This is a genomic window from Almyronema sp., from assembly GCF_052168255.1.
Classification (GTDB): domain Bacteria; phylum Cyanobacteriota; class Cyanobacteriia; order Phormidesmidales; family Phormidesmidaceae; genus Sphaerothrix; species Sphaerothrix epifaneia.
The window spans coordinates 72,513-84,731 of the sequence record NZ_JBQLZL010000060.1; the positions used below are offsets into that span (position 1 = coordinate 72,513).

Consider the following 12,219-nt stretch of genomic DNA (forward strand, 5'->3'; position numbering starts at 1 on the left):
CTGGCTATCAGTTAAGCACGGCGGGCACTACCGTCCTGCCGCAAGTTCACCCCTCAACACTACTCTAAATTGTCGAGTACCTTGGCGACTGTTTGCACATCTTTGTCGCCTCGACCGGAGCAGTTAATCACAATATAGGGATTGCCAGAAAGCTGGGGGCAAAGCTGATTGAGATAGGCAAAAGCATGAGCCGTTTCCAAGGCAGGAATAATACCTTCTAAACGAGAAACCTGTTGAAAAGCAGCTAAAGCTTCTTGATCTGTAATGCTGTAGTATTCAGCCCGCTTGGTTTCTTTCAAATAGCTGTGTTCTGGCCCAACGCCGGGATAATCTAGGCCAGCACTGATTGAGTGGGCTTCAATCACCTGACCATCCGTATCTTGTAACAAATAGCTCATAGCGCCGTGCAGAACGCCGACGCGTCCGGCTGTCAGCGTCGCCGCATGTTTATCAGTATCGACGCCTTCTCCCGCCGCTTCAATCCCAATGAAACGAACTGAGCTATCTTCAACAAATTCATGAAACAGCCCCATTGCATTCGAGCCGCCACCCACACAAGCCAGCAGAATATCTGGCAAGCCGCCCCATTTTTCTTGACACTGGCGGCGGGTTTCTTGACCAATTACTGCATGAAAGTCGCGAACCAGCATGGGATAAGGATGCGGCCCTGCTACAGAACCCAAAATATAATGCGTAGTTTCTACGTTGGTAACCCAATCGCGAATGGCTTCAGAAGTAGCATCTTTGAGGGTTCCGGTTCCAGCGGTGACGGGACGCACCTCCGCCCCCATCAGCCGCATCCGAAAGACATTGAGCGCCTGACGATCCATGTCATGCTCACCCATATAAATAACGCAGTCAATGCCAAAGCGAGCGCAGACTGTCGCAGTCGCCACGCCATGCTGACCTGCCCCCGTTTCAGCAATCACGCGTTGTTTGCCCATGCGCTTGGCTAGCAATACCTGGCCAAGGGCGTTGTTGATTTTGTGCGCTCCCGTGTGATTGAGATCTTCGCGCTTGAGATAAATTTGCGGGCCTGTGCCATCGGGGCGAGCGTAATGTTGCGTCAGACGCTCAGCAAAATAAAGCGGGCTAGGGCGTCCGACATAGTCTTTTAACAGACCTTCTAGCTCAGCTTGAAAGTCGGGGTCGGCTGCATACTGATGGTAAGCAGCTTCTAGCTCACTCAGGGCGGGCATGAGGGTTTCTGGTACATACTTCCCTCCGAACTGACCGAAGCGGCCTAATGCATCGGGACGGCGGGCAGCGGAAGCAGATTGGGGAGAGAGGGGAGTACGAGTCACAGGCTTTATGGCAGATAACGGCGCGTCCCTCATTATAAGAAGGCAAGCGAGTAATAGGGAATGGGGCAGCCTAGATTTTGGCGGTAAGGTCGCTGCTTAGCATTTGGCTGGGGTTGTTTGGCAACCGACTCTTTGCGGAAAATTTACTAGTTCTAAATACTTTTTGGTCACAAAGTTTTGTGTAATAAAGGTAACTATCTATCGATGCGATTAACAGGGTGATCTGACCAGTTGTGCAGATGGGGGCTAAATGGCATCTCACTTTTACCCATTGAATGGCTAAAGTGACCTTCATCTGCTAGCTCTCTGCTGTTCAACGTAAGCGGGGAGCGGCAATCTTCAAGTCTCTTGCTCTTTGGGGCGGGATTATGGTCAGGGCGCAGACACTGGGAGGTGCCCGGTGTTTCTACCACGAAGTCTTAGGGTGTTTGAGTTTGAATTTTGTTCCTGAGTCGTTAGTTCAATAGGCGGCCATCGTCATCGTACGGTGGGTTAGCTATTAGGCGGTTATGATACCCATGAATTTTTTATCCGTACTCCGTTCGCGAGTACGGAAGACCTCTTATGGCTTTGATAGCAGTTGTGAGGGATTTACGCTCATTGAGCTGCTGGTTGTGATCATTGTTGTGGCTATTTTGAGTGCGATCGCCCTGCCTGCCTTTCTTAACCAGGCTCAGCGGGCTAGACACGCTGATGCCCAAAGCAAAGTCGGTACCATTCTGCGGGGGCAGCAAGCTTACTACATGGAGCACGGGCGGTTTGCCGATAGCTTAGAAAGCCTGCAACTTGGCATTACTCAATCGGCTGACTATACCTATGCATCGGATCAGTTCAACGATCATCAAACACTGGCTGGGCACAGAGTCAGTGGGGCGCGGGCGGCGGCTCTGCCTCAGCCCAACGCGAGAGGCTATATGGGCAAAATTTGGGTGGAGGTCAGCGGTAATCAACCGATGGTTTACTCGGTCATTTGTGAAGGCGATTGGGGGGCGAGAGATTTTATGCAGTCCAAAACCTACTGTCCTTGAGGTTTATTCTTGTATGATCACTTTTTCGGGATGGCGCTTTTGATACCAGCGCAAAAAGAGTTTTTCTAACTCAACCCAAACAAACATCAAGCTACTAAAGCCAAAGCAAACCAGCAATTCTGTTAGGCTAAGAATATGGGTGCCAAAAAACTCTCGCAGTGGCTCTACATAGATCAGCATGAGCTGTAGGACTGTGGTCAAAATGACGGCAATCAGCACAAATGGATTGGAGAACGGCGACATTTCTATCGTCAGGCGCGTGCTAGAGCGAACGGCGATCGCATGTCCCATTTGAGCAATGCAAAGGGTGGTAAACACCATTGTTTTCCAGCGGCTAGGGTCTAGTCCATTGCCAGTGTAGTCGGCAGCGTGGGTATAGGCCCAGTACATCAGGGCGATCGAAATGACGGTGAAGACCAAGCCAATACGCACCATATAAGCGCCTAGCCCCCTGGCAAAGATACTTTCTTGCGGGTCGTGGGGGGGACGCTGCATGACGTTGGGATCGGGCGGTTCCACGGCTAAGGCTAAGGCTGGAAAGCCATCGGTTACCAAGTTCATCCAAAGAATTTGCAGCGGCGTCAACGGCACGTCTGCCATGCCAATAATGATAGGCGTAGCGGCAATGGTAAGAACTTCGCCAATATTGGAGCCTAGAATGTACTTTACAAAGCGGCGAATGTTGTTATAAACGACCCGGCCTTCTTCGGTAGCAGCCACGATCGTGGCAAAGTTGTCGTCGAGCAGCACCATGTCGCTGGCTTCTTTGCTGACATCTGTTCCGGTTACCCCCATGGCGATGCCAATATCAGCTTGCTTGAGCGCGGGCGCATCGTTCACCCCGTCCCCCGTCATGGCGACAATATGGTGTCTTCGCTGCAGCGCCTGCACAATTCTCAGCTTATGCTCTGGCGAAACCCGCGCATAGACGCCCACCTGATCGACTTCGGTTGCTAAAGCGGCGTCTTCTAACTTTTCCAGTTCTTTACCGCTAAGCGTGCGATCGCCTGTTTGAATAATGCCAATATCTTCAGCCAATGCCTGCGCGGTAAGCTGATGATCCCCCGTAATCATAATTGGGCGAATCCCAGCCTGACGGCAACGCTCCACAGCCTGCTGCACTTCAGGCCGGGGCGCATCTTGCATCCCCACCAGCCCTAGCCAAATCAAGTTTTGTTCAACTTGCCCTTCTTCTGTTTCATCCGGTATGGCTGCTAGCAACTGATAAGCCAAACCCAATACCCGCAGCCCACGGCTTGCCATTTTTTCGTTAGCTGCCAGAATTTCAGTTCGCTGAGCCGCTTCTAGGGGTATGGTCTGAGCCTGCTGTTGTCTCCACTGACACCGCTCTAGCAGTAGCTCAGGCGAACCTTTTGTAAACATGAGATAGGGTTGATCTGGCAGATTGGCAAAGGCTTTGGTCGCCAAGGCTGACTCTCCATTGCCTGCTCGCTGAACGACAACACTCATGCGCTTGCGCTCAGACGAAAACGGAAACTCTGCCACCCGTGGAAAAAAGCCTTCACCCCCTACCTGGCGAAATCCACCCTTAGCCGCTAAAACCAGCAAGGCTCCTTCCGTCGGATCGCCCAAAATGGCCCATTCGCCATGCTCTTTTTGCAAAATGGCATCGTTGCAGAGCAGACAGTCGAGCAAAAGTAGCTGCAGTTCTGGTTGATGGGGCGATAGGGGCTGACCAGCCTGACAAAACTGACCTTCTGGTTCGTAGCCTTTTCCTGTAATTTGGCAGTCTAAGGAAGCGGTACTGACAGCCTGCACCACCATTTTGTTCTGCGTCAGGGTACCTGTCTTATCCGAGCAAATCACGGTGACTGAACCCAACGTTTCGACGGCTGGCAGCTTGCGAATCAGGGCTTGCCGCCGCACCATCCGCTGGGTGCCGATCGCCAGGGTTACTGTAATGACGGCGGGTAATCCTTCCGGTACCACGGCTACAGCCATACTGAGGGAGACTTCTAGCAAACTTTCAAAAGCGCCCCAGCCTGCCTGAACAACGCCAATAACAACCACAATGGCAACCAAGATCAGCGAGCCAGAAACCAGCGTATTGCCTAACTGATCCATGCGTTGCTGTAGCGGTGTGGGTTCTGATTGAACTGACTGCAGCATGGCTGCAATCCGCCCTAGCTCAGTTTGCATACCGATGTCAGTAACCAGAACAGCACCCCGCCCGTGGACGACTTCGGTGCCCTGAAATACCAAATTAATGCGATCGCCTAATGACGTATCTGCTGGCAGGCTGATGTTAGAGCGTTTACTGACGGCATGAGCCTCTCCCGTTAGCGCCGACTCGCGCACCTGCAAGTTCATCGCCTCTAGCAACCGACCATCAGCGGCGACCTGGTCACCCGCTTCAATTAAAAGAATGTCACCCGGAACCAGCGCTTTAGCAGAAATTTCTAGCGGCTTACCCTGCCGGATAACGCGGACATTGGGAGCTGCTAGCTGCTTGAGCGCGGCTAGCGCCTTTTCGGCTCGACTTTCTTGAAAGTAACCTAAGACGCCATTGAGAATAACAATGGCAAAAATGGCGATCGCATCTTTGGGTACCTCATTGCTGCGGAAGGAGAGAATGCCGGAGACAATAGCCACCGCAATCAACATCAACAGCATGATGTTGGTGAACTGATCGAGTAAAATGCGCCATTTGCCACGACCGCTGGTTTCAACTAATTCGTTAGCACCATACTGTCGCTGACGCGCTTCAACTTGCGCTGAGGTTAACCCGGCTCTGCGATCGCTTTCTAGCAGTTGCAGAGCTTCCTCGCTAGCAATTGTGTACCAACTATTCGAAGACTGGGGAAAAGAATCATCCATAGATACACCGCAGTACACTACTGCGGGTCATGCGTCAGTTAATGCTTAAGTTATAGTTCTGTATGGTACAAATCACCATCTTTCTGTAGAGATTGACATTTTGCCTATCGAACTTTTAAGCCAGACTGAAGCAGGGTTAGTCGCTGAAGCAAGGCAAATAAGCCTTTTGGGGATGCAGCCTACAGCCGTTAGCTGGCAGCAATTTTAGCCGCCTGCCCCATTAATTGCTCAAGCGCGGCCGCAGGCCATAGTAGCGATACTGCAAATAATCGTTGAGAATCTGGTCATGATCAAAGCAGAGCGGCGTGGGCAGATCCCAGGGATTGAAAACCTCCAGATTTTTGGCGTCATCTCCCGCTTGCGGCTGACCAGTCGCTGTCGCTAAAAAGACCAGGCTAATGGTATGTTTACGCGCATCTCGACTGGGATCAGAGTAGACTTGAAACTGTTCAATCAACCTCACTTTGAGGCTGGTTTCTTCTTGAGCTTCGCGGCAAGCGGCGGTTTCGACTGCCTCGCCATAATCGACAAACCCACCGGGTAGCGCCCAGCCAAAAGGTTCATGTTGCCGTTCAATCAAGATGATGGGGCGGTGAGGGCGATCGATGAGTTCAATGATGAGATCGACAGTAGGGGCTGGATTTTTGTAAGTCACTAAAACGACATTTCCTTGGTACGTTACTGCTTATGCTTGAGGTCTTTAACTAAAACTGATCGGTCGTTGCTTATGTCTGAAGTTCTTCGTGCTTCTAACTATTGGTAGTTAACTGAAGCAAGTTGGCTCGGTTATGAGTAAGGCTGGTATTCACCATAATTCTTTGAAGTTCACCTTTGAAAGACGCTGCTGTTTTGTTTGCTAGGAGATCCTATGCCCTTTTCTAGATCAAGTGGTGTTTTGTTGCACCCAACGTCTCTACCGGGTCGATTTGGCATGGGAGATGTAGGGCCAGAAGCTTACCGATTTGTTGATTTTTTGACGGAAGCAGGGCAGCAGGTTTGGCAGGTTTTACCGTTGGGGCCAACCGGACACGGTAATTCTCCGTACATGTCTTATTCTTCGATGGCGGGCAACCCTTTGCTCATTAGCCTAGAACAACTGCGCGATCGCGGCTGGCTCAGCCAAGCAGATTTAGACAATTTTCCCTGGCTTTCTGAAGACCAAGTAGACTTTGAATCGGTACTTTTAGCCAAGCTGCCGCTACTCGAAAAAGCGGCCAGCCACTTTCAAGATCATGCTAGCGATGAAGATCGGGCTGATTTTGATCAGTTTTGCCAAGAACGCGCCTTTTGGCTAGATGACTATGCCTTTTTTATGGCGCTCAAGCAAGCGCACAACGGCGCTAGTTGGAACCAGTGGGATAGTGCGATCGCTTGTCGTCAACCAGACGCTTTAGCCGAATGGCACACAAAGCTATCGCCAGCCATTTTCTTTCACAAGTACCTGCAATTCGAATTTTTCCGCCAGTGGGGAGCGCTGAAAACTTACGCCAATGAGCGCGGCATTCAGATTTTAGGCGACATGCCGATCTACGTCGCCCATGACAGCGTCGATGTCTGGGCCTTTCCCCACAACTTTATGATTGACCCTGAAACCTTGAAGCCGGCTGAAATGGCAGGTGTTCCCCCCGACTACTTTAGCGAAACGGGGCAGCTTTGGGGCAACCCAACTTACAACTGGGAAGAGGTAAAAAAGCGGGGATTTCGCTGGTGGCTGCAGCGAATTAAGTCTTTGCTAGACTACGTCGATTTAATTCGCATTGATCACTTTCGCGGGTTTGAAGCTTACTGGGCTGTCAAAGAAGGCGAAACCACAGCCATCAACGGCGAGTGGATTGAAGCCCCTGGTGAGCTTTTTTTCCAAACTGTTAAAGAAGAGTTGGGCAGTCTGCCGATTTTAGCCGAAGACTTAGGCATTATCACGCCCGAAGTCGAGGCACTGCGAGATCAGTTTGAGTTTCCGGGGATGAAAATTTTGCAGTTTGCCTTTGGCTCTGACTGCAACAATCCCTACCTGCCTTTCAACGTCCCTACCAACTGCGTTATCTACACAGGTACCCACGACAACGACACCACCGTCGGTTGGTTTGAAAAAGCCACAGAATACGAACGGGGACGAGTACTGCAATATCTAGGTTGTATCAGCGCTGACGGCATCCACTGGGATATGATTCGGCTAGCGCTGACCTCGGTGGCGGATTGTGCCATCGTACCCATGCAGGATCTGTTGGGTCTAGATAGCAGCGCCCGCATGAATAGCCCCGGCAAAGCTGATGGCAACTGGCTCTGGCGCTACCGTTCGGAAGCGCTAACGGATGAATTGCAGAATCGCTTTAAAGAGTTAACGATGCTCTGTCGGCGTGCCCCTGACCATTGGCATTGCTGATATAGCTAAAAGCAGAGGACAGTAGGAAAGCTTTTCGTCAGCGGTTTTTGCCATTGAAGGGCTTCACCGCTTGTAGCGATAGCTATAAATATCAGTCGGGATGGGGCAGGCTCTATCCCGACTGCTTAGCTTAGGGTTCAAACATTTGGCCTACCAGTTGCACCACATTTTGACGAGGTAGCAAGCGCGGCAAGGCGGCTACAACCTTATTGCTAAAGCTGCCTGTGACCACGGTAGACTGGCCGCGACTGAGCGCTTTGAGAGCATCATTGACAACTTCTTCAGAAGAGTCATAATTTTGCCCCATGCGTTCTGCCATTGAGTCTGGAAAATTAGCCCGATCGGCAAACTGGGTACGGGTGGGGCCAGGACAGACCGCTAGCACCTTCACCCCGTAATCTCGATTTTCTTCCCAGAGGGCTTCGCTAAAGCTCAAAATAAAGGCTTTGGTAGCCGCATAGATAGACATATATGGAATGGGCTGAAAAGCGGCAGTCGAAGCGACGTTAATAATGCAGCCCGATCGCCGCTGCTGCATAGACGGCAAAAACTGATAGGTCAAATCTACCAGCGCCATGACATTAAGCTGAATCATTTGCAGATGGGTGGAGCGATCGACTTGGGTAAATTCGCCATAACGCCCAAAGCCCGCATTGTTAATCAGCCAGTCTAGGGTTAGCCCTTTCTCAGCAACCTGAGCCGCGATCGCTGGAGCAGCATCCGCGAGGGTTAGATCTTGAGCAATAACATCCGCTCGAATGCTGTGTTGATTGCTCAACTGCTGGGCGATCGCGGTTAGCTTATCTTCTGAGCGAGCGACCAACACCAAATCATATTTTTGCGCAGCCAGACGACGGGCAAAGGCTGCTCCAATACCCGTTGAGGCACCTGTGATCAAAACAGTGGTCATATAAAGCTATAGGGAGAAAGGGAATGTGGCAGCACTCATCCGTTGGGCGTTCAGCCATATGCCCAGGTCAAATGGGAGCTAGCCTAACCGTATGTCTAACCAGCTTTCTAAGCCATCCCGCTCAAGAAAGAAAAACCAGGAAGCCCCCTAACTGTAGCCCCCTTAGGCTTAAGCCCCTGCAATAGCTGAAAGCCACTGACAGAAAAGTTTTCCTGCTGCCCTCTAACTTTAGCCATACTTTCAACCGACAGCAGCCAGCGGTCAGAGGGAGGTATTCCAAACTAGAGCCAGTTACCCACCAGCACAAAAGGTGCCCAATAGTAAGGATGCTGATAATCGTCGCTGTGAAGCAACTCTAGCTGTGCCTGACGCAAAATCTCGGCTTTGGTTTGGGTGCTGGCCGATAGCTGCTGATAAAAGTTGCTCATTAGCATTGCCGTGCCCTGATCGCTTACTTGCCAGAGCGTCGCCAGGGTACTGCGTGCCCCCGATCGCACAGCAATTCCTGCTAAACCCAATGCAGCCCGCTCGTCGCCGCTAGCAGTTTCGCAAGCACTAAGAATCAGCAGTTCAATTGTTTCGTCGCGGCTGAGTTCGCTGATCTGAAGCAGGCTGCTTAGCTCATTAGCGCGGATGCGATCGTCCCAGGTGAGAATGTAGGTTTCGTTTGGGTCGGAACTAAACCTGCCGTGGGTAGCCAGGTGAACGACGCGAAAATTAGAATCTGTCAGCGTTTGCTCAAAGTCGCGATTGTTAAAGTCTTGGTTGAGCAAGACCTCGGCAGGTACCTCAGCTTGAATTGCTTTAACCTCAGACTCTACGTAGGGTAGCTGGTTGTACCCCTGTCTTTCTTCACTCAGCCCACCCACTAGTGCCGTGACGCGGCGCTGAGTTAAGGGTTGGGGATCGAGAAGTTGCAGGCTAGGGGTGAGGGCGATCGCGTACTTTTCAACCAAGTGTTTATCTTGGTCGTCAAGCAAAACCGCCATCGGCACGTTCCGCAGTGCCCCATCTAAAACAAAAACGAGAACTTTGGCATCAGCGGCGGCTAGAGAGGCTTCGATCGGTTTAATCAGCCATTGGTAGACTGTGTGAGCCAAGGGGCGATAGTCTACAGGCTGGTTAGATCTCTCGGACGGATCTTGGGTGACGGCGACCACGTCCGCTCGTGGGTTGTCATCCTCAGTCGCTTCAGGCTGAGGATTGTCTGAGGTGGCTGGCGGGTTAGCTTCAGAAATTGTAAGCGGTTGAGAACGGGGTAAGTTAGGCGAAGTCCTAGCGATCGCCGCCCGTAAATTATCTAAAGTGGTTTCTATCTCGGCTTTACTGACGACAACAGACTGGTGTTGCAAAGCCGCTTGCCCCGGCAACCGCACAACCACCTCTAAGCGATCGGGCAAAATAATCGGGTAAATCACCGCTGCCTGCGTGTCTACCTGATCAATTTGAATCGGGTTCGTGACCAAGCAGTCTGCCCGAAAAAAGTTGACCAACTCCGCTACCTGCAATGACTCAATCACATCGCGGGCTTTGAGCAAGTTTTCCTGCTCAAGATCATTGGCTGACGCTGGCTGGAGTAGCAGATCTACCAGTTCGCGGTAAATTGGCTCAACCCCTTGGCGAAACGAAAACCGCACCTCTGGGTTGATCGCTACCAGGTCACTCCGCAGCGTTTGCAGCGTTTCAATCGCAGCTTGATAAGCGGCGATCGCGGCTTTGGTTTGCCCTTGCTGCTTGAGAATTTGACCAAGCTGCCACTGCCACTGATAGACAATCGAGCTAGCACTTATGTTTTGCGCTAGCGTCAATGCTTGCTGAGTCACGGCGGCGGCATTCGGCCACTGCTGATTTTTTTGATAAAGCTTGCCCATGTAACCCAACACATAAGATTGGCCGCATACATCTTGAAGGGTTTGAGCCTGCTTTAAGGTTTCGGTTAAAAGTTGGGCGATCGCCTGGTCGTCCAGTAGGGGCGGCTTGTCTGGAGAGGCTGCGGTGATTAAACTTTGAGCCAAACTCGCCTGCATTAAAACGCTGCTACGACTCGCCGATAATTGCGGTAGCTGCGCCTGAATGTTTGCCAGCAAGGCTTGGGTCGTTTCCGGAGTCAGTTCAAGCTCAGGGTGCTCTAGCAAAAGCTGTAAATGATTGATCTGGGCTTGGAGCCGCACCGATAGAGACGGCGCGATCGCGGCTGCGTTTTGATAATAAGTAATGGCCGCTTGCCAACTGGCTTGTGCCGCATGGGCATTCCCCAAGCTCAGCAATGTGGCGCTTTCTTCGGCTGCTGAACCGATGCTTTCAGCAACCTTTCTGCTGGCTGCTAACGTATCTAGCGAAACCTCAACGGTTGCAACCAAACGCTGCAAATTACCCAGTTGCCGTAGCCCTGCGGCTTTGAGGGGAGAATCTGGCAGGGTGGTTAGCGTCGCCTGGACTTGCTCAAGTTGATCGAGCGATCGCCGATAGCGCCCCTGCACCCGCCAAATCTGCGCTCGGTTCAATCGGGTACGAATTAAGCCTGCTGTATCAGCGATCGCTCCGTAAGCGGCTTCTGCTTGGGCAAGGGTTTCTAGCGCCAGGTCTAGCTGGGCTTTAGACATTTGTAGCTGCGCCTGCGTGTTCAAAACCTGGGCTTTGACCCGTTGGGTATAAGCTGTCTCCGCTAGCGTTGTTGTGATGGCAACAGCCTGCGCGATCGCGGCTTCTGCCTCAGGATAATTGCCTTGCTGCAAATAGGCTAAGGTCAGGTTACTAAGGGCGATCGCCTGCGTTGCGGGGGCTGTACCCGCTGTTTGCACCGCTTGCTGCCAGAGTTGAGCCGCCGCTGCATATTGACCGTCACTATAGTAACGACGGCCTTGCTGGATCTGCTGCTCTAGGGTCGGGGGCGAGAGCTGAGCTTGAGCCGGACTCAACGATATGCAAAGCCCTAGGGTTATGCAGAATAAAACCAGTAGGCGACAAAAGCGCGATCGCAGTGACATCAGTTCAACCCTCTTCGGCAACGCGGCAGCTATCTTCGAGCAAATCGGGGGCGCTGAGCGCCTCTGGCACAGCAGCAACTAAGCGAATTTCGCCCGCTTCATTTTGCATCCAGCCTTGAGGTTCCACAATTCTTTCCGGCAGTTCAGGCTGGGTAACGGGCGAATGTACTTCCTCGGCTGTGGTTGCCAGGGTTTCTGGCCCTAAGTCTTCTAAAAAACCTTCTTCTTCGAGTCGCTGATTCGGGTCAGTCGGCAGTCCCCCTTGCCCAGTGACGACAAACTCATTGCGATTACTGCGCCCAAGCGACTGACAACTGCGATCGATTAACCCAGTGGGGTCACTCAAATCTAAGGGCAGTTCTGCCAACCCCTCATCTGTTACCAAATTTGGCAACGACAAATCCCCCGTTGACCCAGAAGCAGAATCAACCGAAATATCAACCCGGCCATTGCCACGAAAACGGGCAAAACTACCCGGATTTCGCCCTACCGGAGTCGCTCGACTAGAAGAAAACAAGTCTGCCAAAAAGGCGGGGGAGTTAATAAAAATGTTGCCCCCCTCCCCCAGTTCGGCATTAGCCAGGATGTCGCTGTCTTCAATAGCGACAAAGGCTCTGGAGTTAATACTAATGTTGCCGCCGCCCCCGGTACTATCAAAAACGCTGCTACTCACTAAGCTGCCGTTATTCAAAAAGAAGACGTTAGCGGCAATTCCAATATTGCCGCCGCCTGCTTGGTCAGAACTAGCCGAAATTTCACCCCCGCTGGC

General features: G+C 51.9%; 7 protein-coding genes and 1 pseudogene. 2 read left to right on the forward strand and 6 right to left on the reverse strand.

Going from position 1 to position 12,219, the window contains the following annotated elements; all coding sequences use genetic code 11:
• Nucleotides 1–59: 59 nt before the first annotated feature.
• A complete protein-coding gene (gene trpB / locus ACTS3T_RS13485) occupies nucleotides 60–1,304 on the reverse strand; it encodes a tryptophan synthase subunit beta (RefSeq protein WP_462935181.1) in 1,245 nt (414 codons plus the stop codon).
• 518 nt (nucleotides 1,305–1,822) lie between these two features.
• On the opposite strand from trpB, the gene ACTS3T_RS13490 reads away from it, so the two are divergent.
• On the forward strand, nucleotides 1,823–2,332 hold the full coding sequence (locus ACTS3T_RS13490) for a type IV pilin protein (protein ID WP_462935182.1): 510 nt from the start codon (nucleotides 1,823–1,825) through the stop codon (nucleotides 2,330–2,332).
• Between the two features lie 3 nt (nucleotides 2,333–2,335).
• On the opposite strand, the gene ACTS3T_RS13495 is transcribed toward ACTS3T_RS13490, so the two are convergent.
• Together ACTS3T_RS13495 and ACTS3T_RS13500 are read right to left on the reverse strand one after the other, a co-directional pair.
• Nucleotides 2,336–5,170 carry a cation-translocating P-type ATPase gene (locus tag ACTS3T_RS13495; RefSeq protein ID WP_462935183.1) on the reverse strand — a complete coding sequence of 945 codons (2,835 nt, stop codon included), beginning with the start codon at nucleotides 5,168–5,170 and terminating at the stop codon, nucleotides 2,336–2,338.
• 220 nt (nucleotides 5,171–5,390) lie between these two features.
• Nucleotides 5,391–5,825 carry an NUDIX domain-containing protein gene (locus tag ACTS3T_RS13500; RefSeq protein ID WP_462935184.1) on the reverse strand — a complete coding sequence of 145 codons (435 nt, stop codon included), beginning with the start codon at nucleotides 5,823–5,825 and terminating at the stop codon, nucleotides 5,391–5,393.
• A 213-nt stretch (nucleotides 5,826–6,038) separates the two neighbouring features.
• Between ACTS3T_RS13500 and malQ the strand changes: the two genes are divergently transcribed.
• Nucleotides 6,039–7,553, forward strand: a complete 1,515-nt coding sequence (gene malQ / locus ACTS3T_RS13505; protein ID WP_462935185.1) for a 4-alpha-glucanotransferase — start codon at nucleotides 6,039–6,041, stop codon at nucleotides 7,551–7,553.
• Nucleotides 7,554–7,683: 130 nt separating this feature from the next.
• Here malQ and ACTS3T_RS13510 read toward each other — a convergent pair whose 3' ends face one another.
• The 3 genes and pseudogenes from ACTS3T_RS13510 to ACTS3T_RS13520 form a co-directional block, all read right to left on the reverse strand.
• On the reverse strand, nucleotides 7,684–8,463 hold the full coding sequence (locus ACTS3T_RS13510; protein WP_462935186.1) for an SDR family NAD(P)-dependent oxidoreductase: 780 nt from the start codon (nucleotides 8,461–8,463) through the stop codon (nucleotides 7,684–7,686).
• A gap of 281 nt (nucleotides 8,464–8,744) precedes the next feature.
• The gene (locus ACTS3T_RS13515) at nucleotides 8,745–11,450 is read right to left on the reverse strand and encodes a CHAT domain-containing protein (protein WP_462935187.1); all 2,706 of its coding nucleotides are present in this window, start codon (nucleotides 11,448–11,450) and stop codon (nucleotides 8,745–8,747) included.
• Nucleotides 11,451–11,454: 4 nt separating this feature from the next.
• A pseudogene (locus ACTS3T_RS13520) lies at nucleotides 11,455–12,219 on the reverse strand (hypothetical protein); the annotation flags it as partial.

Coding starts and splice junctions, on each gene's coding strand:
- ACTS3T_RS13490 (WP_462935182.1), top strand. CDS start 1,823: ATGAATTTTTTATCCGTACTCCGTTCGCGAGTACGGAAGACCTCTTAT.
- ACTS3T_RS13495 (WP_462935183.1), bottom strand. CDS start 5,170: ATGGATGATTCTTTTCCCCAGTCTTCGAATAGTTGGTACACAATTGCT.
- malQ (WP_462935185.1), top strand. CDS start 6,039: ATGCCCTTTTCTAGATCAAGTGGTGTTTTGTTGCACCCAACGTCTCTA.
- ACTS3T_RS13510 (WP_462935186.1), bottom strand. CDS start 8,463: ATGACCACTGTTTTGATCACAGGTGCCTCAACGGGTATTGGAGCAGCC.
- ACTS3T_RS13515 (WP_462935187.1), bottom strand. CDS start 11,450: ATGTCACTGCGATCGCGCTTTTGTCGCCTACTGGTTTTATTCTGCATA.